We start from the raw sequence: 20,925 nt of genomic DNA on the forward strand, positions 1-20,925 counted from the left end.
GCCTCGGCCGCTCACTGGTTGCCGCAGGTGGTGGGGGCGCTGTCCAGCCAGGGCAGGTCGTGCCCCATCCGGTCGCGCTTGGTGCGCAGATAGCGCAGGTTGTGCTCGCCGACCGGTCCGGGCATGGGCTCGCGGCCGGTGACCTCGATGCCGCCGCGGACCAGGGCCTCGGACTTCTCGGGGTTGTTGGTGAGGAGCCGGACGCTGCGTACGCCGAGGTCCTTGAGGATCTGGGCGCCCGCGCCGTAGTCGCGGGCGTCGGCGGGCAGGCCGAGTTCCAGGTTGGCGTCCAGGGTGTCGTGGCCGCGCTCCTGCAGTTCGTAGGCGCGCAGCTTGGACAGCAGGCCGATGCCGCGGCCCTCGTGGCCGCGCAGGTAGACGACCACGCCCCGGCCCTCCTCGGCGATGCGCTGCATCGAGGTCTGCAACTGGGGGCCGCAGTCGCAGCGCAGCGAGTGGAAGACGTCGCCGGTCAGGCACTCGGAGTGGACCCGCACCAACAGGTCGGCCCCGTCGCCGAGTTCGCCGTGCACCAGGGCCACGTGCTCCACGCCGTCGACGGTGGAGCGGTAGCCGAAGGCGGTGAAGTCTCCGGCGGCGGTGGGCAGGCTGACCTCCGCCTCGCGCCGTACGGTCGGCTCGCTGTCGCGGCGGTAGGCGATCAGGTCCTCGATGGAGATGATCGACAGGCCGTGCTTGCGGGCGAAGGGGACCAGTTCGGGCAGCCGCAGCATGGTCCCGTCCTCCCCGGCGATCTCCACGATCGCCCCGGCCGGGCGCAGTCCGGCGAGCCGGGCGAGGTCGACGGCGGCCTCGGTGTGGCCGTTGCGGACCAGCACCCCGCCGGGCTTGGCGCGCAGCGGGAAGATGTGGCCGGGGCGCACGAAGTCGGAGGCCTCGGCGCCGGCGTCGGCGAGCAGTTGGAGCGTCCTCGCGCGGTCCGCGGCGGAGATGCCGGTGCTCACGCCGTGGGCGGCGGTGGCATCGACGGAGACGGTGAACGCGGTGCGCATCGACTCGGTGTTGTGCTCGACCATCTGCGGCAGGTCCAGCCGGTCGAGCTCGGGGCCCTCCATCGGCGCGCAGATCAGACCGCGGCACTCGCTCATCATGAAGGCGACCACCTCGGGCGTCGCCTTCTCGGCGGCGATGACGAGGTCGCCCTCGTTCTCCCGGTCCTCGTCGTCCACGACGACGACCGGACGGCCCGCGGCTATGTCGGCGATGGCCTGTGCGACGGGGTCCAGGCGCAGATCGGCCTCCTCGCCGTACCACTCGGGCAGGGCGGGAGCGGTGGAGGTTGGGGACGTCATGCCGGGGCTCCTTCCAGGGCGGGCCGCGCGTCGGTACGCGAGCGCAGCCACCAGTCGCGCAGGCCCCACAGGACGAGTGCGCCGTAGACGAGGTAGATCAGGCCGGAGAAGGCCAGACCGCTGGTGAAGTTGAGCGGGACGCCGACACAGTCGACGAGCAGCCAGGCGAACCAGAACTCCACCAGGCCGCGGGCCTGGGCGATCATGGCGACCAGGGTGCCGACGAACACGTAGGCGTCCGGCCAGGGGTTCCAGGACAGCGAGGGGTAGGCGGTGAACAGGCCGCCCACCGCGAGCGTGCCGAGGACGGCGAGGGCGATGAGCAGGGCCCGCTCGCGCCAGGTGGCGAACCGTACGGCCACGCCGCCGTCCGCCGCCCGCTCGGTGCCCCGGGTCCACTGGCGCCAGCCCCAGACCGCGGTGATCAGGATGATCAGCTGCTTGCCGACGCTGCCGGACTGGTGGACGTGGACATTGGCGGCGATGAGGACCAGCGCGGACAGCGCCTGGGCGGGCCAGGTCCACACCGAGCGCCGCCAGCCGAGCGCGAGGCCGACCAGGCCGACGGTGTTGCCGATCAGGTCGGAGTAGATGAGGTGCTGGCCGAAGACGGTGAAGGCCTCCGCGTTCAGCCAGCCGACCACGCTCACCGGTCGCCACCCGCCGCTCCGCCGTGCGAGAGCAGCCGCTCGACGTACTTGGCGATGACGTCCACCTCGAGGTTGACCGGCTCACCGGGCTGCTTGAGGCCGAGCGTGGTCAACGCGAGGGTGGTCGGGATCAGGCTGATGGTGAAGTAGTCGCTGCCCGCCTCGACGACGGTCAGGCTCACGCCGTCGACGGTGATGGAGCCCTTCTCGACGACGTACCGGGCGAGTTCGGCGGGCAGCGAGATCCGTACGATCTCCCAGTTCTCCGAGGGCGTACGCGCCAGGACGGTGCCGGTGCCGTCGACGTGGCCCTGCACGATGTGCCCGCCGAGCCGGCCGCCGACCGCGGTGGGCCGCTCCAGGTTGACCCGCGAACCGGCCGCGAGCGCGCCGAGGCTGGAGCGCTTGAGGGTCTCGGCCATCACGTCGGCGGTGAACTCCTCGCCCTCGTGCTCGACGACGGTCAGACAGACGCCGTTGACGGCGATCGAGTCGCCGTGCCGCGCCCCGGCCGTGACCACGGGGCCACGCAGCCGGAACCGGGAGGAGTCGCCCAGGTCCTCGACGGCGGTGACCTCACCCAGCTCTTCGACGATTCCGGTGAACACTTAACGCTCCTTCGGGCAGAGGGTCGCGGTGATGCGCAGGTCCTCACCGATCCGTACGGCCTCGGTGGTACGCAGCCGCAACGCCTCGGTGAGGGTGGTGATTCCGGCGTCGGCGAGGGCCGCGGGGCCCGCGCCGAGGAGTACGGGGGCCAGGTAGCCGACGACCCGGTCGACGGCACCGGCCGCGAGGAAGGCGGCGGCCAGGGTGGGCCCGCCTTCGAGGAGTACGGCGCGTACGTCGCGCGCGTACAGGGCCTCCAAGAGCGCGTCGACGTCGAGGCCGCCCGCGGTGGCACGCGGCAGCCGCAGCACTTCGGGCAGGTGGTCGGCGTCGGCGTCCTCGGCCACGGCGATCAGGGTGGGCGCGGCCTCGTCCAGGACCCGGGAGCCCGGGCGTACCGCGCGGGCCTCGGTGTCGATCACGACGCGCAGCGGCTGGATCGCGCCGTCGACGCCGCGGACGGCCAGGTGCGGGTCGTCGGCACGGGCCGTTCCCGAACCCACCACGACGGCGTCGCACTCGGCCCGCAGCCGGTGGACGTCGGCGCGGGCCTCGGCGGAGGTGATCCAGCGGCTGGTCCCGTCGGCGGCGGCGATCCGGCCGTCGAGGGTGGCCGCGTACTTCCAGGTGACATGGGGGCGGCCGAGGCGTACGGCGGTGAGCCAGGCGGTGTTGACCGCTTCGGCCTCGGCGGCCAGCAGGCCCTGCTCGACGTGGACCCCGGCGCGGGTCAGGCGCGTGGCCCCGCCGCGCGCGCCCGGGGTGGGGTCGGCGACGGCGTACACGACGCGGGAGATGCCCGCGTCGATCAGTGCCTGGGAGCAGGGGCCGGTGCGGCCGGTGTGGGCGCAGGGTTCGAGGGTGACCAACGCCGTTCCGCCGCGCGCCCGTTCACCCGCCGCACGCAGGGCGTGCACTTCGGCGTGCGGGCCGCCCGCGCGCTGGTGGAAGCCCTCACCGGCCACGTCCCCGTGGGCGTCGAGCACGACACAGCCGACGACGGGGTTGGGGCTGGTGGAGCCGAGTCCGCGCGCGGCGAGCTCCACGGCACGCCGCATGGCGGCCTGCTCACGCTCGGGCGCTGGGGTGGCCACCGGTTCTCCTGCCTCTCGGGCACGGACTCCGGGGCCTGTCGATGACGACAGAAATTCGACGGACGACGCTCGCCGGGACGTCGCCGGAACCGGGGCAGCGCCGATACGGCGTGCCCGGAAGACGGCGGCGTGCACGAGTGCCCGCCCGCCGCGCACTGCCTCCCATCCGGACTTTCACCGTCGGTCCAGGAATTTCACCTGGTCAACCGGCCGCTGGAGGCGACCGGGTCGCGGACTGTAACCGCCGGTTCGGAATTACACCGACCCCGGAGTGCGCTGCTTCTGGTACCCACTCAGTCTGCCACTTCTGCCACGGCCCGTACGGGTGAACCTGTGTGCGGTGCCTCACAGCAGGTCAGGACGCCGGGCGGGCGGAGGGACGGCGCGGGGCGCGTCGTACGTACCGCTCCACGACTGTCCGGAAAGCCTGCGCGGCCGACGCGTGCGGGTGCACACCCGCCCCGCTGCCGACAAGCTGGCCGGGACGAACGCGCGCGGCACGGCGGCGGGACCGGAGGAACCGAGGCGACATGAGCACGATTCTGGTGACGGGCGGTACCGGAACGCTCGGCAGCAAGGTGGCCGCAAAGCTGGCCCAACAGGGTCACGACGTACGGGTGTTGAGCCGTCACAGCGAGCCGTACGCAGTCGACCTGCGCGAGGGCACGGGCCTGGACCGCGCGGTGGACGGCTGCGAGGCGATCGTGCACTGTGCGAGCACCCCGCGCGGCGGCGACGAGGAGGCGGCAGGCAATCTCGTCGAGACCGCGCAGCGCTACCGCGTCCCTCATCTGGTCTACATCTCCATCGTCGGGATCGACCGGGTGCCGATGGGCTACTACCGCTCCAAACTCGCCGCCGAGAAGCGGATCGAGAACTCGGAGCTGGACTGGACGATCCTGCGCGCCACGCAGTTCCACGAGCTCGCCCTGATGGTCCTGGAGGGTCTCGCCCGGCTGCCGGTCATGCTGCTGCCCAAGGGTGTCCACGACCAGCCGGTCGAGGTCACCGAGGTCGCCGACCGGCTCGCCGAACTCGCGACGGGCGCTCCGGCGGGCCGGGTGCCGGAGCTGGGCGGCCCCGAGATCCTGAGCTTCGAGGAGATGGCCACGGCGTATCTGCGCGCCTCGGGCCGCCGTCGCCGTACCGTCTCGGTGCCGCTGGCGGGCAGGACGTACGCGGCAGTGCGCGCGGGCGGGCTGCTGACCCCCGAACGCGCCGTCGGCAAGGGCACGTTCGAGGAGTTCCTGGCCCGGCGGTTCCCGGCCTGAGGAGCGGGTGGCGTGAGGGGCGGGCGGTGGCGGGTACGAGTCCGACGGGGTGGGTTCGGGGGCGTGCGCGCCGAGGTGTGCGCGCCGGGGGCGTACGTGCGGGAGCGTGCGCGCCGGGGACGCATGAGTGACGGGGCCTGAGTGACGGTGGGGGTTCGGTTCGGATGAGTGTCGGCGGAGGCAGGCGGGGCATCCGGCGGGCGCGGTACGCGGTGGCCGCCGTGTTCGCGGTGCACGGGGCGGTGGCCGGGTCCTTCGCCACCCGGGTGCCGTGGATCCAGGACCATGCCTCGGTGGGCGCGGCGCAGCTCGGCCTGGCCCTCGCGTTTCCGGCGTTCGGCGCCTCGGTGGCGATGCCGATGGCGAGCCGGATCGGCCACCGGTTGGGCAGCCGGGCCGCACTGCGACTGCTGCTCCCGCTGTGGACGCTGTCGCTGGTCCTGCCCGCGCTGGCCACCGGTCCGGCCCTGCTGTGCGCGGCGCTGGCCGTGTACGGGGCGACCTCCGGCATGGCCGACGTCGTGATGAACGCGATCGGTGTGGAGACCGAGAACCGGCTCGGGCGCTCGATCATGTCCTCGCTGCACGGCTGGTGGAGCACCGGCGCACTGGTCGGTTCCGCGGCCGGAATGCTGGCCGCGCACCTCGGTACGGACGCCCGGCTGCACCACGTCCTGGCCTCGGCTGTGCTCACCGTGCTCGGTCTCGCGGCCTGTCGGGGCGTCCTGGATCTGCGGGCCGGGGCGGACGAGGTCGCCCCGCCCCGGTTCGCGCTGCCGCCCGCCGCCGCGCTGCTCATCGGCGCGGTCGGCTTCTGCGCGGTGTTCGCCGAGGGCGCGAGCCTGGACTGGTCCGCGGTGTATCTGCGCGAGCACCTCGGCACCTCGGCGGGCCTCGCCGCCGCGTCCACCACCGGGTTCGCCCTGACGATGGCACTGGCCCGGTTCGCCGGGGACCGGGTGGTGGACCGCCTCGGACCGGTCCGCACGGTGCGCTGGGGCGGCGCAGTGGCCACCGTCGGCGGCCTGTTGGTCGTGCTCGCCCGGCAGCCCGTGACGGCGCTCGCCGGGTTCGCCCTGCTCGGGCTCGGGATCGCGGTGGTGGTGCCGCTCGCCTTCGCCGCGGCCGGGCGCAGCGGTGGCGACCCGGCCCGGTCCATCGCGGGTGTGGCCACGGTGACGTACACCTCGGGCCTGGTGGCGCCGTCGGTGATCGGCGGACTCGCGGACCTGACCAGTCTCGCCGTGTCCTTCGCGCTGGTGACGGCGCTGGCCGCGGGGCTCACGGTGTGCGCGGGCGCGCTGCGCGGCGGGCCGGGCGGCGGCGCACCCCGTGCGCCCACCCGCACCACGGCACCCGCCGCGCGCGCTCCCGGGCGCGAGGCCTGAAGCGCTCTGGCACGCACGACCCCCACCACGCCGAACCGCCCACCGGCACAGAACCCGCACACGTTTCGCCCGTTCCGGGGAAGCTCGCGGGGCGGGGCCACCGGGCGGGCCCGGTGGCTGTAACGCTGCCTGCATGGTCCAGACGGAACGGTTCAGTGCGCCCGCGCGGCGGGTCGACGCGGTGGCACAGCGGCTGCGCGAACTCGGCGCGCGCTGGCCCGCGAGCGACGGCGTCGGGGTCTTCAACCGGGTCTATCTGGCGGTCACGGTGGCGGTCGGACGGGACATCGCCCAGGGCCGCTTCGCGGATCCGCGGGCGGCCGCCGCGCTCGATGTGCGGTTCGCCGAGCGCTACGTACGCGCGGTCGAACTGGTCGAGTCGGGCGGCGCGGGACCCGCGTGCTGGCGGCCGCTGTTCCAGTACCGGAGGCATCCGGGGGTGCAGCCGCTGCAGTTCGCGCTCGCGGGCATCAACGCGCACATCGGGCACGATCTGGCGCACGCCTTGGTCGACACCGCCCGTAGCCTCGCCTGCGACCCGCTGGAGCTGGAGGACGAGTTCGACCGGGTCGGCGAGCTGCTCGTGGCCCTGGAGGAACGGATCCGCGAGGACCTGATGCCCGGTCCCGATCTGCTCCAGGTCGCCGATCCGCTCACGCATCTGCTGGGCTCCTGGAGCCTGGACCGGGCCCGCGACGGCGCCTGGTCCTCGGCCCGTGCCCTGTGGGCCCTGCGCGAATTCCCGGGCCTGGCGGACGAGTTCGGGCAGCGCCTGGACGCGGGGGTCGGTCTGGTGGGCCGGATGCTGCTGACGCCCCTGTCCCGCTGAGGGCGGCGATCCCTGCCAACCACCCTCAGCGCTACGGCAGTTCGGCTCAGTCCTCCGGCAGTTCCACCGGGGCGATCTCGTCGTAGACGTCGCCCGGTCCGGGGTTGGTGGGATCGGTGGCCCCGCCGAACTGCCGCATCACACCCCAGACCGCGTTGAGCGCGGTCTGCACGGCGCCCTCGGCCCAGCCCGCGGTCCAGGACACGTCGTCACCGGCCAGGAAGATGCCGCGCTTGTCCTCGGGCAGCCGGTCCTGCATGAAGTGCGTGAACAGGCGCCGCTGGTAGCGGTAGTGGCCGGGCAGGTTGGCCTTGAACGCGCCCATGAAGTACGGCTCGTTCTCCCAGGAGACGGTCACCGGGTTGCCGATGATGTGCTTCCTGATGTCGACGCCCGGGTAGATCTCGCCGAGCGACTTCAGCATGACCTCCATCCGCTCCTTCGCGGACAGCGGCAGCCACTTGAGACTGTCGTCGCACCAGGTGTACGAGAGGCAGATCACCGCGGGACGGTCGGGTCCCTCGTCGAGCAGATAGGTGCCGCGGGTCATCCGGTCGGTGAGGGTCATCGACATCACGTCGCGCCCGGTGGGCCTGCCCTGGTCGTCCACCGCCTCGTCCAGCCAGAAGGGCCGGTCGACCGGGACGAACAGCTTGGAGGACTCCATGTAGTGGGTGCGCTCCATCGCCGTCCAGTGGTCGATGGGGAACAGGCTCTCGTCGCAGTCGATCTTCGAGAGCAGCATCCAGGACTGGGCGGTGAAGACGACCGAGCGATAGGTGCGGATGTCGCCGTGCGCGTCGGTGACCGTGATCCGGTCCCCGGCGGTGCGGTGCATCCGGGTCACCGCGGGGCGCGGCAGCCCGTCGTGCAGCGAGGACAGCGAGGTGCCGAGCGGCCAGTGCACGATCTTCTGCGGTTCGCGGTCCCACAGCCTGAGCGGGAGCTGCTGGCTGCCGCCGACGATGCCGCGGTGGTGGTCGTCGGCCTCGGTGTAGACGACGCGCAGGATCTCCAGGATGGAGTTGGGGAAGTCGGTGTCCCAGCCGCCGGTGCCGAAGCCGACCTGGCCGAAGATCTCACGGTGCCGGAAGGACTTGAACGCCTCGGAGTCGCACAGGAACCCGTAGAAGGTCTGGTTGTCGAGCTTCTCCACCAGCCGCGCCCAGATCTCGCGGATGCGCGGCACGTCGCGCTCGCGCATCGCGCGGTTCATGTCGGAGAAGTCGGCGCCCTCTTCGAGACAGGCGTTCCAGGCCTCGGCCACCTGCCGGTAGACGTCGGGCAGGTCGTCGAGCGTACGGGCGTAGTGGGACTGGCCCTTGAGGTCGACCACGGTGGACGGGGTGGACTCGGCCAGCGGGTTCGGGAACGGCTTGGTGCGCAGCCCGACGAGGTCGATGTAGTGCTGCAGCGCGGTCGAGGACGGCGGGAAGCGCATCGCGCCCATCTCGGCCGTCAGCCCGGGGTCGCAGCCCTCGAAGCCGACGGTACGCAGCCGTCCGCCGATCCGATCGGCCTCGTACACGACGGGCCTGAGGCCCATCTTCATCAGCTCGTACGCGGTGATGATGCCGGAGAGCCCGCCGCCGATCACCGCGACCTCGGTGCCGTGCTCGGTGGCCGGTACCTGGCCGAGCCCCGCCGGGTGGGCCAGGTAGTCGTCGTAGGCGTAGGGGAAGTCCGGACCGAACATGGTGATCGGCGGCTGCTGGTCGTCTCCGTGCGGGACGGCGGTGGGCACCGTGGACGTCATGGGGTGCGGGCTCCTTGCGCGGGGTGGAACGGCGGGGCGGGTGGTGCGGCGGGGCTCAGGCCTCGGTGCCGTACAGGGCGGGGCGGCGGTCGCGCAGGTAGGTGTTGGCTGCGCGGGAGGCGGCGAGCAGTGCGGGGTCGACGTCGCCGAGGATCAGGTCCTCGGCCGCCTGTGCCCGGGCCTTCGCCGTTCCGTCGGGTCCGGCCAGGGTGGAGTACCCGGTGAAGGTGAACTCCCCTTCGGGGCCGGTGCGGTTGGCGTAGGCGAGGTAGAGCTGGCTCTCGAAGGCACGCACCGGCACCAGACTCTCGGCGACGAAGCGGTACGGCTCCATCAGCGCGGTCGGCACGAGCAGCAGATCGGTGCCCGCCAGCGCGTGGGCGCGGACGTTCTCCGGGAACTCGACGTCGTAGCAGACCAGCATTCCGAGCCGCAGTCCGCCGAGTTCGGCCTGTACGACCTGCTGTTCGCCCGGCGTGAACCAGCGCTGCTCGAAGTCGCCGTACAGGTGCGTCTTGCGGTAGTTCGCCAGCCGGGCGCCGTCGGGGCCGACGAGCTGGGCGGAGTTGTACAGCCGCTCGCCCGCGCGCTCGGGATAGCCGTAGGCGAGGGCCAGGCCGTGGCGTACGGCGATGTCGGCGACCGCCTGTGCCGAGGGGCCGTCGGCCGGTTCGGCGAGTTCCGCGACGTCGGCGCCGATCGCGTAGCCGGTGAGGAACAGCTCGGGTGTGCACAGCAGTCCGGCGCCCTGCGCGGCGGCGCGGGCGGCGGCCTCGTCGAGGAGGCGCAGATTGTCGGCGGTGAACCCGGGCCGTCCGGAGCTCTGCAGCAGAGCGGCGCGCAGCGCGGGCATGCGTGATCCTCGTCGGTGCAGGTGGTGCGGGGGACGCATCGACGGTACGGGCGGCGGCGGGCGGTGAACAAGGCGCGGGCGTTGCTCGTACCCGGCGCATTCATTGCGTTGACCAGGTCGATCGCGGCGATTCGTTGCGGGGGTGTCCGCGAACCCTGGACGAGGGGGCCGGATTGTGGTGGCGGTCACCCCGGGCGTGACGGCGGCGAGCGGTTCGGGGCCCGGGGCCGTGAGGGCGAACCGGCCCTCGGTACCCCTTGCGCCCCTAGGCCGCCGGACCGGTGGAGAACCTGCGCACCAGCGGCGAGAGCACCAGGACCGACTTGGTGCGCTCGACGAAGGGCTCCCCCGCGATACGTTCCAGGACCCGCTCGAAGTGCCGCATGTCGGAGGCGAAGACCTGCACGATCGCGTCGGCGTCACCGGTGACCGTGGAGGCGGCCACGACCTCCGGGTAGCGGGACAGGCCCCGCTCGATGGCCTCGGGCGAGGTGTTGCTGCGGCAGAAGATCTCGATGAACCCCTCGGTCTCGCGGCCGAGGGCGGCCGGGTCCACCCGGACGGTGAAGCCCTGGATCGCCCCGGTCGCGCGCAGCCGGTCCACCCGCCGTTTCACGGCGGGCGCGGACAGGCCCACCCGCTGGCCGATGTCGGCAAAGGACCGGCGGGCGTCCTCGGCGAGGGCCTGCACAATGCGTTCGTCGAGTTCGTTCAGTGGCACGGCGGGTCGTTCATCTCTGTGCGGGGCGGCGGGCACGGGGCGGGCCGCCCGGGGGTGGTACGGCGGGCCGGGCCGAAGGGGGCCACGGACCGCTGAGGCAGTACAGCACGTAAGAGGGGCGGTGCGGCGGCACGGCACCCGGCCGCCCCGTACCGCCCCTCGCCACGGTCAGTTCCAACTGGCGTGCAGCGGCTTGCCCTCCGCGTATCCGGCGGCGCTCTGCACACCGACGATGGCCTTCTCGGCGAACTCCGCCAGGTTGTTCGCCCCGGCGTACGTGCACGCCGACCGCACACCCGCCACGATCGCGTCGATCAGGTCCTCCACCCCGGGCCGGTCGGGGTCCAGGAACATCCGGGAGGTCGAGATGCCCTCCTCGAACAGGCCCTTGCGGGCACGGTCGTACGCGGACTCCTCCGAGGTGCGATTGCGTACCGCACGCGCCGAGGCCATCCCGAAGGACTCCTTGTACAGGCGCCCGTCGGCGGTCTGCTGGAGGTCGCCGGGCGACTCGTAGGTGCCCGCGAACCAGGAACCGATCATCACGTTGGAGGCACCGGCGGCCAGCGCCATCGCGACATCGCGCGGGTGGCGCACGCCGCCGTCGGCCCAGACGTGCTTGCCGAGCCCGCGTGCCTCCTCGGCGCATTCGAGCACCGCGGAGAACTGCGGGCGGCCCACGCCGGTCATCATCCGCGTGGTGCACATGGCGCCGGGTCCGACGCCGACCTTGACGATGTCGGCGCCCGCCTCGACGAGGTCGCGCACCCCGGCGGCGGAGACGATGTTCCCGGCCACGATCGGCACCTTCGGCGCCAGGGACCGTACCGCCCGCACGGCGGCCAGCATCGACTCCTGGTGGCCGTGCGCGGTGTCCACGACGAGGGTGTCCACGCCCGCGGCCAGGAGCTGTTCGGCCTTGCCCGCGACGTCGCCGTTGATGCCCACCGCGGCCGCGATCCGCAGCCGTCCGGCCGCGTCGGTCGCCGGGGTGTAGAGCGTGGCGCGCAGGGCGCCGCGACGGGTGAGGATGCCGCCGAGCCGCCCCTCGGCGTCGACGGCGGGCGCGTAGCGGCGGTTGGCGCCGTCGAGCTGGTGGAAGGCCTCGCGCGGGTCGATCTCCGCGTCCAGGAGCAGCAGGTCCCGCGACATGACCTCGGAGAGCTGCGTGAAGCGGTCGACCCCGGACAGGTCCCGGTCGGTGACCACACCCACCGGCCGGTGCTTGTCGTCGACGACGACCCCGGCGTTGTGGGCGCGCTTGGGCAGCAGTGCCAGGGCGTCGGCCACGGTCTGGGTGGGCGCGAGCACGATCGGGGTGTCCAGGACCAGCGAGCGCCCCTTGACCCAGGAGACCACCTCGGCGACCACGTCGATGGGGATGTCCTGCGGCAGCACCGTCAGTCCGCCGCGGCGCGCGACGGTCTCCGCCATCCGGCGTCCGGCGATCGCCGTCATATTGGCCACCACCAGCGGAACCGTGGTGCCGCTGCCGTCCGGCGTACCGAGATCCACGGCCTGCCGCGAACCGACCGCGGAGCGGCTCGGCACCATGAAGACGTCGTCGTACGTCAGGTCGTACGGGGGACGGATGTCATTGAGGAAACGCAACGTGCTGCACATCCCGTGTATCAGAGGTGGCCCCCGGACAGGACAGCCCGGGGGAAAGCGCACGTACTTCATTGTCCCATGCGCCCGGGGAATCCTTTTTCCGGGAGAATCGTCCGGACCCGGGCGCCCCCGTTCGTAGGATCAGCCGAGCGACAGCAGCACGCGCAGCCCGTCGTGCCGCCGCGCGGCCTCGGTGAACACCTCCTGGGCGATGCCCCATTCCGCGGGCGCGGAGAGCGCGTACCCCTGCCAGCCCGTGATCACCAGAAGCCGCCCGCCGCTCCCGCCGGACAGGGCCGGGCTGTCGGTGAGGCTGTCGGCGAGGGCGTCCCAGTTGCGGCCGAACCAGTCGGGCAGCGCCAGCGCCTCGGCGCAGCGGTCCATGAGGGCGGCCTTGTCGCGGACACCGTGCAGATCGAGTTCCGCCACGGTCCACCCGGCCGCGGCCAGCGCCGTGCGCAGCGGTTCGTCCGTCATCCCCGTACCTCCGCCGCGCTCGTCGCCTGGCCCGCCCGCTTCATCTCAGCACCGCCTCGAAGGACTGGTAGTGGTCGTCGGTGTAGAACAACTCCCCGTCGGCACCGGCCACGATGCGCCGCGCGCCGCGATCGTTCTCGCCGGGGGTCGGCACGGTGTACTCGCGGTAGTGCCCCCTCGGCCGCTCGGGCAGCTCGCGCTCGAAGTTGCGGAACACACTGCCGTCCTTCGGGTACGGGAAGGGCCCGCCCCGGTCGATCAGCCGCAGCGTGCGACGTGCCTCGGGCGGCAGCCGGTCCTCGGGGACGACGGGAGTGCCCCGCGCCCACGCGGGCGTTGCCTCGCCCGTCCCCCGGGCCGGATCGCCGCCGCCCGACGAGCAGCCGCCGAGTACCGGGACCAGGCAGACGAGCAGAAGGCACAGCAGGCGGAGGACGGCCTTGACCATGGCGCCGATGCTGCCACCGGTTACGCCCCGCCGCGTCCGGTGGCCGGGTCAGGCACTGTCCGGGTCGCTCCTGGCCAGCGCGGGTCGCGGTGCCGGTCCGGCCGTCAGCAGGAGGTCGGCGGCCGCCGTGTCGGTGACGAGACTGGTGACCAGGCCCGAGCGCAGCACCGCGTCGATGGCCGCCGCCTTGCGCTGCCCGCCCGCGATGGCGACCACCTCGGGGATCCGGCGCAGCCGGTCCGCCTCGACGGTGATGCACCGCTCCCCCAGGTCACGGCCGACCCGGCGGCCCTGCGCGTCGAAGAGGTGCGCGGACATCTCGGCCGCCACCCCGAGCGAGGCGTAGTGGGCGCGCTCCTCGTCGGAGAGCATGTCGTGCACCGTCGAGATACCCGGCTCCCAGGAGCCGATGGAGACACAGGCGACGGTCACCTTGTCGAAGTACTCGAAGGCCCGGGCGATACCGGTCTGGTTGCGCAGCGCCGCGGCGGTCGCGGGATCGGGCAGCAGCATCGGCGCGTAGATGGGGTGCGCCTCGCCGCCGGAGACCTGGGCGGCACGGCGGACGGCCTCGACCGAGCCGCGCTCCGCGGTCCCGGCGTCGTAGACACCGGTCAACTGGACAACCGTGCAGGGCGGCAGGCGGTCGAGCGCCGCGGCCATGTGGATCGTGGAACGGCCCCAGGCGAGACCGAGTACGTCACCCTCCGCGACCAGTTCGCCGAGCAGGTCGGCGGCCACCTCGCCGAGGTTCTCCGGGTCCGGCGACTCCTCGATCTCGGCCGGTGACTCGACCACGACCGCATGGCGCAGTCCGTAGCGCGCCCGCAGCGCGTCGGAGCGTTCCGCGTCCAGTTCGGCGGGCACCCGGATCTCGATGCGCACCAGATCGCGTTCGAGGGCGGTTTCGAGAACCCGCGCCACCTTGAAGCGGCTGACCCCGAACTCCTCCGCGATCTGGATCTTGGACTTGCCCTCGAGATAGAACCGGCGAGCCATCGCGGCCGCCTGCACCAGCTCAGCAGGCCCCATCCGCATGGCCGAACGTCCCCCTGACGTTCCCGACACGGCGGTCTCCTCACTGCTTGTCACACTCTGGGTTCGCCGTTCATCCTTGCAGATCCGGCGCACTCGATACGCCCCGATGGACGCCGTTCACGTTCCCTTGTCCCAGCGGTTGTCTCAGTGGCCGCAGGCCCAGCTCGCCGCCTCGGTGGCCCGCTCCGCACGCGCCCGCAGCGACCGCACCGCCTCGGCCGGGTCGTCGGCTCCGTAGACCGCCGAACCGGCCACGAAGACATCGGCGCCCGCCTCGGCACACCGTTCGATCGTGGACTCGGAGACACCACCGTCCACCTGCAGCCAGAGCTGGAGCCCGTGCTTGTTGATCATCTCACGCGTACGGCGGATCTTGGGCAGCATGATGTCGAGGAAGGCCTGTCCGCCGAAGCCCGGTTCGACGGTCATGATCAGCAGCATGTCCAGCTCGGGCAGCAGGTCCTCGTACGGCTCGATCGGCGTCGCGGGCTTCAGCGCCATCGAGGCACGGGCGCCCTTGGCCCGGATCTCGCGGGCGAGACGCACCGGAGCCGCCGCGGCCTCCACGTGGAAGGTGACCGAATCCGCGCCCGCCTCCACGTACCGGGGCGCCCAACGGTCCGGGTCCTCGATCATCAGGTGCAGGTCGAGCGGGGTCTCGGTGGCCTTCGCCAGCGACTCGACCACGGGCACGCCGAGGGTCAGGTTCGGGACGAAGTGGTTGTCCATGACGTCGACATGGAGCCAGTCGCTGCCGGCTGCGGCGGACGCCTCCTCCGCCAGGCGGGAGAAGTCGGCGGAGAGGATACTGGGGCTGATCTGAACGGCCATGGCGCCAAGAGTGCCACGGCCGTCGACCGTGCGTGGCAGCGGAGTCCCCGCATGCACGCGGCACCGGTCGCGCAGCACGGACTCGGGGTCCACTGCGGGCGGACCTGCCAGGCCGCCCCCGGCGCGAGGGACATCCATGGCGTACGCACCCCAACAGGACTCGACGGCGCACACACGAGGGGTGGCCCGCTTCGTCTGCGGCCGCCGTACGAAATGGGTGACGGTCCTGTTGTGGCTCGTCGCCCTGGTCGCTCTGGCCCCGCTGGCCGGGAAACTCACCGACGCCCAGGACAACGACGCCCAGTCCTGGCTGCCCGGCAGCGCCGAGTCGACCAAGGTGCTCGACGCGTCCAAGGAGTTCCGCTCCGAACAGATCCCGGCGGTGGTGATCTACGCACGGGAAAGCGGGCTCACCCAGGCCGACAAGGAGCGCGTGCTCAAGGCCGCGAAGGACGTGAAACCGCTGCGGGACCACGGGATCCGCGGCTGGGAGAGCCGGGGCCCGGTCTTCGACCGCCCCGAGAATCCGCGGGCCGCGCAGATCTACGTACCGATCACCATGGACGAGGAGGGCTGGGAGCGGATCACCCCGGCCGTCGACTCGATCCGTGATGTCACCGGCGACAGCAGCGGCGGGCTCACCGTCTACATCACCGGACCGGGCGGTACGTCCGCGGACTTGTCCGAGGCGTTCGAGGGCATCGACTCGACCCTCCTGGTGGCCGCGCTCGCGGTGGTAGTCGTCGCCCTGCTCATCACGTATCGCAGTCCGACACTGTTGATCGTCCCCGTCATCGCGGCGATCGCCTCGCTGCTCACCGCGCAGGCGATCATCTATCTCCTGGCCGAGCACGCCGGGCTCACCGTGAACGGCCAGAGCGCGGGCATCCTCACGGTCCTGGTGTTCGGCGCGGGCACCGACTACGCGTTGCTGCTGGTGGCCCGCTACCGCGAGGAACTGCGACGCCACCACGACCGGCACGAGGCGATGGCCCTCGCCATGCACCGGGCCGGGCCCGCCGTACTGGCCAGTGGCACGACCGTCGTGATCAGCATGCTGGTGCTGCTGTTCGCCGAGATGAACTCCACCAGCGGCCTCGGCCCGGTCTGCGCGATCGGTGTCGCGGTGGCCCTGCTCGCGATGCTGACCCTGTTCCCCGCCCTGCTGGTGATCTTCGGCCGCTGGATCTTCTGGCCGGTCGTCCCGCACGAGGGAACGCCGGAGCCGACCGAACGCGGGGTGTGGGCCCGGATCGGCACCCGTATCGCCAAGCGGCCGCGGGCGGTGTGGGCGGTGACCGCGCTGGTCCTCGCCGCGCTGTCGTTCGGCATCATGCAGCTGCACGCGGCGGGCCTGAGCAACGAGGACACCTTCACCGACACCCCGGACTCGGTGAAGGGCCAGAGGATCTCCGAGCGCTACTTCCCGGCGGGCAGCGGCGACCCGCTCGTCGTGATGACCGACATCGACCGGGCCCCGGCGGTGCGCCGCGCGGTGGCGGGCACCGAGGGCGTCGAGCCGCGCTCGCTCACCGTCCCGCCCGGCACGGCACGCGCCCACGACGGCCGCACGCTGTTCGAGGCGACGATGACGGACCCGGCGGACAGCGCGGCCGCCAAGGACACGGTGAAACGGGTCCGGGACGCCGTGCACGCCGTCCCGGACGCCGACGCCCAGGTCGGCGGCGGAACCGCAGCGCTCCTCGACGCCGACACCGCCTCCACCCACGACAACAAGGTGGTGATCCCCCTCATCCTCGTGGTCGTGCTGCTGGTCCTGATGATCCTGCTGCGCGCCGTGGTCGCGCCGCTGGTCCTCATCGCCACGGTGGTGCTCTCGTACGCGGCGGCGCTCGGCATCAGCGCGCTCGCCTTTAGGCACGTTTTCGACTACGCGGGCGAGGACACCGCCTATCCCCTGTTCGTCTTCGTCTTCCTGGTCGCGCTGGGCATCGACTACAACATCTTCCTGGCGACCCGCATCCGGGAGGAGACCCGCAGACAGGGCACCCGCCCGGGCACTCTCACCGCACTCGCCGCGACCGGCGCGGTGATCACCTCCGCGGGCCTCGTCCTGGCGGGCACCTTCGCCGCCCTGGGCACACTGCCCGTGGTGGGCTTCGCCGAGATCGGCTTCGCGGTCGCGGTCGGCGTCCTCCTCGACACCTTCGTCGTCCGGTCCGTCCTCGTCACGGCCCTGTTCCTGGACATCGGCCCACGCGTCTGGTGGCCGCACCCGCTGTCCCGCCAGCATCCCGAACGGCCGCCCACGACCGGGGCGTTGAAGTAGTCCGGGCAGCGCAGGCGGGCGGCCGTAGGGCGCGGCTCACACCGGTACGGCTCAGCGGGTACGGCTAGCCGGTGCGCCGCAGCAACGCCAGGTACATCGCGTCCGTCCCGTGCACATGGGGCCACAGCTGGATGTCCGGCCCGTCCCCCAGGGCGGGCACATCCGGCAACAGGGGCCGGGCGTCGAGGAGTTCGGCGCCGCCGTCCTTCATGACGTCGTCGACCACGGCGCGGGTCTCGGCGAGGTGCGGGGAACAGGTGGCGTAGCCGACCACGCCGCCGACCCGTACCGAGGCCAGGGCGGAACGCAGCAGCGCGCGCTGGAGCGGCGCGAAGCCCTCCAGGTCCTCGGGCCTGCGCCGCCACCGCGCCTCGGGCCGCCGCCGCAGGGCGCCGAGGCCGGTGCAGGGCACGTCCATGAGGACACGGTCGAAACTGCCGGGACGCCAGGGCGGCCGGGTCCCGTCGGCGGTGATCACCTGGTACGGACCGGGGTTGCCGTCCAGCGCCCTGGCGACAAGGCCCGCCCGGTGCGGCTGCTTCTCGGCGGCGAGCAGCACGGCGCCGCGCCCGGCGGCCAGGCCCGCGAGCATGGCGGCCTTGCCACCGGGCCCCGCGCAGCCGTCCAGCCACCGGGTGTCGCGGCCCTCGACCGGCGCCGAGGCCAGTGCCAGGGCGACCAGTTGACTGCCCTCGTCCTGCACCCCCGCACGCCCCTCGCGCACCACGTCGAGCGCCCCGGGCTCGCCGCCCTCGCTCAGCCGTACCGCATGCGGCGACCACCGGCCCGGCAACGCCTGGTCGGCGCCCACGGATTCGAGCACCTCCTCGGCGGTGGCCCGCCCCGGCCGCGCGACCAGGGTCACCTCGGGACGGTCGTTGTCGGCCTCCAGCAGGTCCTCGATACCCGCCCGGCCGCCGCCGAGCGCGTCCCACAGCGCGGAGACGATCCACCGCGGATGCGAGTGCACCACGGCCAGATGGTCCTCGGGGTCCTCGTCGTACGGCGGTGCCACCCGCTCCAGCCAGCCGTCCAGGTCGTCCTCGGCGATCTTGCGCAGCACCGCGTTGACGAACTTGGCGCGGCCGTCGCCGAGGACGACCCGGGCCAGCTCCACCGTCGCCGACACCGCGGCGTGGGCGGGGATACGGGTGCCGAGCAACTGGTGCGCGCCCAGCGTGAGTACGTCCAGGACGGGCGGGTCGACCTCGCGCAGCGGCCGGTCCACACAGGCCGAGACGACCGCGTCGTACGTGCCCTGGCGGCGCAGCGCCCCGTAGACGAGTTCCGTGGCCAGCGCGGCGTCGCGGGCGTCGAAGCCGCCGCCCTCCCGGGCCTTGCGCAGCAGCGGCGGCAGGACCAGGTTGGCGTACGCGTCCCGCTCGTCGACGGCGCGCAGCGCCTCGAAGGCGAGGATGCGCACCGGGTCCTTCTGCGGGCGGCGGTAGGGCTTGCCGCGGTTGCCGGGCTTGCGGGGACGCCGGTTCGGCTGGTCGTTCAAAGGTGCTCCGCTGCGAAAGGCTGCCCGCCCGGGCCGCCGGACGGCGGGGCGGGCGGATGGTCAGACCTCCCAGGATAGTGCCCCTGTGGGCTGCGCCGGTCCCGTCACGGACGGGCCGACGCGGCCCCTTGAGCCCCTGGTCACGGCCGCTCGGCGGTCAGCCGCCGCTGCCGCCCTGGCCCACGCGCTCACCGGCGCCGATGCGCACCCCGCGGGCCCAGTCGGCGGCCCGCATCGGCTTCTTGCCCTGTGCCTGCACCCACACCAGCTCCACGGCGTGCGAGCCCGTACCGACGTGGACGTGGTTCTTGCCCACGGACAGCTCGCCCGGCGTCAGGTCGGTGTGGTCGGGGGCGGGCAGGGCCTGGACGATCTTCAGACGCTCCTCGCGGAAGACGGTCCAGGCACCGGGGGCCGGGGTGCAGCCGCGCACGACGCGGTCGACCCTCATCGCCGGGGCGCGCCAGTCGATCTCGGCGTCCTCGACCGTGATCTTCGGGGCGAGCGTGACACCGTCGGCGGGCTGGGGCACGGCCTGCAGACTGCCGTCCTCGATGCCGTCGACGGTCGCCGCGAGCAGCCCCGCACCGGCGAAGGCGAGCCGGGTCAGCAGATCGCCGCTGGTGTCGGTGGCGCGCACCTCCTCGGTGACCGTGCCGAAGACGGGCCCGGAGTCCAGCCCTTCCTCGATACGGAAGGTGGCGGCGCCGGTGATCTCGTCGCCCGCCATCACCGCGTGCTGCACGGGGGCCGCGCCGCGCCAGGCGGGCAGCAGCGAGAAGTGCAGGTTGACCCAACCGTGTGCGGGGATGTCCAGGGCGACCTTCGGCAGCAGCGCACCGTAGGCGACCACCGGGCAGCAGTCCGGAGCGATCTCGCGCAGCCGGTTCAGGAAGTCCTCGTCCTTCGGCCGACGCGGCTTGAGCACCTCGATCCCGGCCTCCTCGGCCCGCTGCGCCACCGGACTGGCCACCAGCCGCCGCCCGCGGCCCGCGGGTGCGTCGGGCCGGGTGACGACGGCCGCCACCTCGTGCCGGTCGGAGGCGATCAGGGCGTCCAGTGCGGGAACGGCGACCTCGGGGGTGCCGGCGAAGACGAGCTTCATGGGTGACGTACGGCCTCTCGGGCGGTGGTGACGACCGGTGCGCGGGACCGGTCGTGACGGTCGGTTGGCTGCGGCTGCTGCGGAAGTGGCTACGGGCGCGGCTCGGGGAGCCGGTGCCCGGACGTCGGTTGTCGGGTTCTCCGGACGGTCCAGAGTTCTCCAGTCTATGGAGCCGCGGAGCCGATCGCCCCGGGGGCGTGCGACGGGGCGCGCGCTTTGCGCATATGCCCACGCGCCCCCACAGCGTGACCAGTGGCGCGGTAGCGCGTTGGTCAAGACAGAGTTGACCAAGGGGGAGGCGTACGCGTACGCGTCCCCCATCCGCTTCCACGCCGGTTCGAGAGGCTTGTTTCATGGCCGACCACGCAACGCACGACGCCCAGGCACGAGCCAGCCTGCACCTGTTGGTGCGGGACATCGAGCGGGTCCGCCGGCAGGTGGACGCACTGCGCACCCTCACCGCACAGCTCGGCAACGTCTACCGCCCGCGCCGCTCCGGCCCCTCCACGGGCTTCGTCGTCTACGGCCGTGCCCCCGCGCCGACCGTCCGCCTCGCCCAGGAACTGCGCGACAGCGTCGAGACCTTGGTGACGGCGGCCGTCGACTTCGACCGTTCGCTCGGCTTCTCCTGGGACGCGGTCGGCTCCGCGCTCGGCGTCACCAAGCAGGCCGTGCACCGGCGTTACGGTTCCCGCCGCCCCGCGGCCCAGCAGCCCACCGAGACCGAGCACACCGCGGAGACCCCGGCTCAGGTCGCCGTGGGGCAGCCGCTCCCGACGGTTCCCGCCGCCCGCGCCATGCCCGCCCAGCCCACCTCCGGCCTGCTGCGCGAGGACGGCACCCGTCCCGCCCGCGAGGAGCAGCCCGCCCGACCCGGCGCCTTCCCCGGCCCCCGCGGCCACTGAAATCCCTGTCCCGCCAGGCGCGCTCACGCCCGGGCCCACCCGCCCAGCCGCCCCGTTCCCGGTGTCTTGCCGCGCCCAGGGGCGGCTGAACTCTGGGGTGGGCGGGGGGAGTTGAGGTCGCGTACCGGGTGTGCGGTGCGCACGCGAACCGGGTGCGCGGCGCACGGACCGAGGCGGCGGCTGCCTTTCCCTCTCGCTTCGCCGCCGCGACGACATTCACCGGCGCCGCCGTGAG

Annotated in this window: 19 protein-coding genes and 1 riboswitch; of the genes, 5 read left to right on the forward strand and 14 right to left on the reverse strand. The window is 72.9% G+C overall.

Features of this window, described 5'->3' with window-relative positions:
- Nucleotides 1–11: 11 nt before the first annotated feature.
- Genes HUT18_RS02740 through ribD form a run of 4 tightly spaced genes read right to left on the reverse strand, consistent with a single transcriptional unit; the run spans nucleotide 12 to nucleotide 3,630 of the window.
- Nucleotides 12–1,313: a bifunctional 3,4-dihydroxy-2-butanone-4-phosphate synthase/GTP cyclohydrolase II gene (locus tag HUT18_RS02740; protein WP_176097469.1), complete on the reverse strand. Its 1,302-nt coding sequence runs from the start codon at nucleotides 1,311–1,313 to the stop codon at nucleotides 12–14.
- A complete protein-coding gene (locus tag HUT18_RS02745) occupies nucleotides 1,310–1,963 on the reverse strand; it encodes a nicotinamide mononucleotide transporter family protein (RefSeq protein ID WP_176097471.1) in 654 nt (217 codons plus the stop codon). The genes HUT18_RS02740 and HUT18_RS02745 overlap by 4 nt, the downstream gene beginning before the upstream one ends.
- Nucleotides 1,960–2,571, reverse strand: a complete 612-nt coding sequence (locus HUT18_RS02750) for a riboflavin synthase (RefSeq protein WP_176097473.1) — start codon at nucleotides 2,569–2,571, stop codon at nucleotides 1,960–1,962. The genes HUT18_RS02745 and HUT18_RS02750 overlap by 4 nt, the downstream gene beginning before the upstream one ends.
- On the reverse strand, nucleotides 2,572–3,630 hold the full coding sequence (ribD, locus tag HUT18_RS02755) for a bifunctional diaminohydroxyphosphoribosylaminopyrimidine deaminase/5-amino-6-(5-phosphoribosylamino)uracil reductase RibD (RefSeq protein ID WP_176104249.1): 1,059 nt from the start codon (nucleotides 3,628–3,630) through the stop codon (nucleotides 2,572–2,574).
- Nucleotides 3,631–3,814: 184 nt separating this feature from the next.
- Nucleotides 3,815–3,945, reverse strand: a riboswitch (FMN riboswitch).
- Nucleotides 3,946–4,196: 251 nt separating this feature from the next.
- Between ribD and HUT18_RS02760 the strand changes: the two genes are divergently transcribed.
- From HUT18_RS02760 to HUT18_RS02770, 3 genes are all read left to right on the forward strand, one after another.
- Entirely contained in the window at nucleotides 4,197–4,937 is a 741-nt protein-coding gene (locus HUT18_RS02760; protein ID WP_176097474.1) for an SDR family oxidoreductase, read from the forward strand.
- Between the two features lie 164 nt (nucleotides 4,938–5,101).
- Entirely contained in the window at nucleotides 5,102–6,325 is a 1,224-nt protein-coding gene (locus tag HUT18_RS02765) for an MFS transporter (protein WP_176097476.1), read from the forward strand.
- Nucleotides 6,326–6,458: 133 nt separating this feature from the next.
- On the forward strand, nucleotides 6,459–7,154 hold the full coding sequence (locus HUT18_RS02770; protein WP_176097477.1) for a DUF5995 family protein: 696 nt from the start codon (nucleotides 6,459–6,461) through the stop codon (nucleotides 7,152–7,154).
- A 46-nt stretch (nucleotides 7,155–7,200) separates the two neighbouring features.
- Here the strand turns inward: HUT18_RS02770 and HUT18_RS02775 are convergent, their stop codons facing one another.
- From HUT18_RS02775 to rpe, 8 genes are all read right to left on the reverse strand, one after another.
- A complete protein-coding gene (locus tag HUT18_RS02775) occupies nucleotides 7,201–8,910 on the reverse strand; it encodes an NAD(P)/FAD-dependent oxidoreductase (protein WP_176097479.1) in 1,710 nt (569 codons plus the stop codon).
- Nucleotides 8,911–8,965: 55 nt separating this feature from the next.
- On the reverse strand, nucleotides 8,966–9,763 hold the full coding sequence (locus tag HUT18_RS02780) for a carbon-nitrogen hydrolase family protein (protein WP_176097481.1): 798 nt from the start codon (nucleotides 9,761–9,763) through the stop codon (nucleotides 8,966–8,968).
- A gap of 265 nt (nucleotides 9,764–10,028) precedes the next feature.
- A complete protein-coding gene (locus HUT18_RS02785; RefSeq protein ID WP_176097483.1) occupies nucleotides 10,029–10,484 on the reverse strand; it encodes an Lrp/AsnC family transcriptional regulator in 456 nt (151 codons plus the stop codon).
- A 168-nt stretch (nucleotides 10,485–10,652) separates the two neighbouring features.
- Complete coding sequence (locus HUT18_RS02790; RefSeq protein ID WP_176104250.1) at nucleotides 10,653–12,095, reverse strand: GuaB1 family IMP dehydrogenase-related protein; 1,443 nt, start codon at nucleotides 12,093–12,095, stop codon at nucleotides 10,653–10,655.
- A 141-nt stretch (nucleotides 12,096–12,236) separates the two neighbouring features.
- A complete protein-coding gene (locus HUT18_RS02795) occupies nucleotides 12,237–12,572 on the reverse strand; it encodes a barstar family protein (protein WP_176097485.1) in 336 nt (111 codons plus the stop codon).
- A 40-nt stretch (nucleotides 12,573–12,612) separates the two neighbouring features.
- Nucleotides 12,613–13,020 carry a ribonuclease domain-containing protein gene (locus tag HUT18_RS02800; RefSeq protein WP_176097487.1) on the reverse strand — a complete coding sequence of 136 codons (408 nt, stop codon included), beginning with the start codon at nucleotides 13,018–13,020 and terminating at the stop codon, nucleotides 12,613–12,615.
- A gap of 48 nt (nucleotides 13,021–13,068) precedes the next feature.
- Complete coding sequence (locus HUT18_RS02805) at nucleotides 13,069–14,112, reverse strand: sugar-binding transcriptional regulator (RefSeq protein WP_176097489.1); 1,044 nt, start codon at nucleotides 14,110–14,112, stop codon at nucleotides 13,069–13,071.
- A gap of 90 nt (nucleotides 14,113–14,202) precedes the next feature.
- Nucleotides 14,203–14,889: a ribulose-phosphate 3-epimerase gene (gene rpe, locus HUT18_RS02810; RefSeq protein WP_176097491.1), complete on the reverse strand. Its 687-nt coding sequence runs from the start codon at nucleotides 14,887–14,889 to the stop codon at nucleotides 14,203–14,205.
- A gap of 136 nt (nucleotides 14,890–15,025) precedes the next feature.
- Here rpe and HUT18_RS02815 point away from each other — a divergent pair, with 136 nt between their 5' ends.
- Nucleotides 15,026–17,179, forward strand: a complete 2,154-nt coding sequence (locus HUT18_RS02815; RefSeq protein WP_176097493.1) for an MMPL family transporter — start codon at nucleotides 15,026–15,028, stop codon at nucleotides 17,177–17,179.
- A gap of 64 nt (nucleotides 17,180–17,243) precedes the next feature.
- Here HUT18_RS02815 and HUT18_RS02820 read toward each other — a convergent pair whose 3' ends face one another.
- Both HUT18_RS02820 and fmt read right to left on the reverse strand, forming a co-directional pair.
- Nucleotides 17,244–18,680, reverse strand: a complete 1,437-nt coding sequence (locus HUT18_RS02820) for an RsmB/NOP family class I SAM-dependent RNA methyltransferase (RefSeq protein ID WP_176097495.1) — start codon at nucleotides 18,678–18,680, stop codon at nucleotides 17,244–17,246.
- Nucleotides 18,681–18,837: 157 nt separating this feature from the next.
- Nucleotides 18,838–19,785 (reverse strand): methionyl-tRNA formyltransferase, encoded by a 948-nt coding sequence (gene fmt / locus HUT18_RS02825; RefSeq protein WP_176097497.1) that lies wholly within the window; start codon nucleotides 19,783–19,785, stop codon nucleotides 18,838–18,840.
- Nucleotides 19,786–20,138: 353 nt separating this feature from the next.
- On the opposite strand from fmt, the gene HUT18_RS02830 reads away from it, so the two are divergent.
- Nucleotides 20,139–20,690: a hypothetical protein gene (locus HUT18_RS02830; RefSeq protein WP_176097499.1), complete on the forward strand. Its 552-nt coding sequence runs from the start codon at nucleotides 20,139–20,141 to the stop codon at nucleotides 20,688–20,690.
- Nucleotides 20,691–20,925 lie beyond the last annotated feature (235 nt).

It is taken from the genome of Streptomyces sp. NA04227, from assembly GCF_013364195.1.
Taxonomy (GTDB): Bacteria; Actinomycetota; Actinomycetes; order Streptomycetales; family Streptomycetaceae; genus Streptomyces.

What these genes read in the sequence shown, in the direction of transcription:
- HUT18_RS02740 (WP_176097469.1), bottom strand. Translation starts at nt 1,313, where the DNA reads ATGACGTCCCCAACCTCCACCGCTCCCGCCCTGCCCGAGTGGTACGGC.
- ribD (WP_176104249.1), bottom strand. Translation starts at nt 3,630, where the DNA reads ATGCGGCGTGCCGTGGAGCTCGCCGCGCGCGGACTCGGCTCCACCAGC.
- HUT18_RS02760 (WP_176097474.1), top strand. Translation starts at nt 4,197, where the DNA reads ATGAGCACGATTCTGGTGACGGGCGGTACCGGAACGCTCGGCAGCAAG.
- HUT18_RS02765 (WP_176097476.1), top strand. Translation starts at nt 5,102, where the DNA reads ATGAGTGTCGGCGGAGGCAGGCGGGGCATCCGGCGGGCGCGGTACGCG.
- HUT18_RS02770 (WP_176097477.1), top strand. Translation starts at nt 6,459, where the DNA reads ATGGTCCAGACGGAACGGTTCAGTGCGCCCGCGCGGCGGGTCGACGCG.
- HUT18_RS02775 (WP_176097479.1), bottom strand. Translation starts at nt 8,910, where the DNA reads ATGACGTCCACGGTGCCCACCGCCGTCCCGCACGGAGACGACCAGCAG.
- HUT18_RS02780 (WP_176097481.1), bottom strand. Translation starts at nt 9,763, where the DNA reads ATGCCCGCGCTGCGCGCCGCTCTGCTGCAGAGCTCCGGACGGCCCGGG.
- HUT18_RS02795 (WP_176097485.1), bottom strand. Translation starts at nt 12,572, where the DNA reads ATGACGGACGAACCGCTGCGCACGGCGCTGGCCGCGGCCGGGTGGACC.
- HUT18_RS02800 (WP_176097487.1), bottom strand. Translation starts at nt 13,020, where the DNA reads ATGGTCAAGGCCGTCCTCCGCCTGCTGTGCCTTCTGCTCGTCTGCCTG.
- rpe (WP_176097491.1), bottom strand. Translation starts at nt 14,889, where the DNA reads ATGGCCGTTCAGATCAGCCCCAGTATCCTCTCCGCCGACTTCTCCCGC.
- HUT18_RS02815 (WP_176097493.1), top strand. Translation starts at nt 15,026, where the DNA reads ATGGCGTACGCACCCCAACAGGACTCGACGGCGCACACACGAGGGGTG.
- fmt (WP_176097497.1), bottom strand. Translation starts at nt 19,785, where the DNA reads ATGAAGCTCGTCTTCGCCGGCACCCCCGAGGTCGCCGTTCCCGCACTG.
- HUT18_RS02830 (WP_176097499.1), top strand. Translation starts at nt 20,139, where the DNA reads ATGGCCGACCACGCAACGCACGACGCCCAGGCACGAGCCAGCCTGCAC.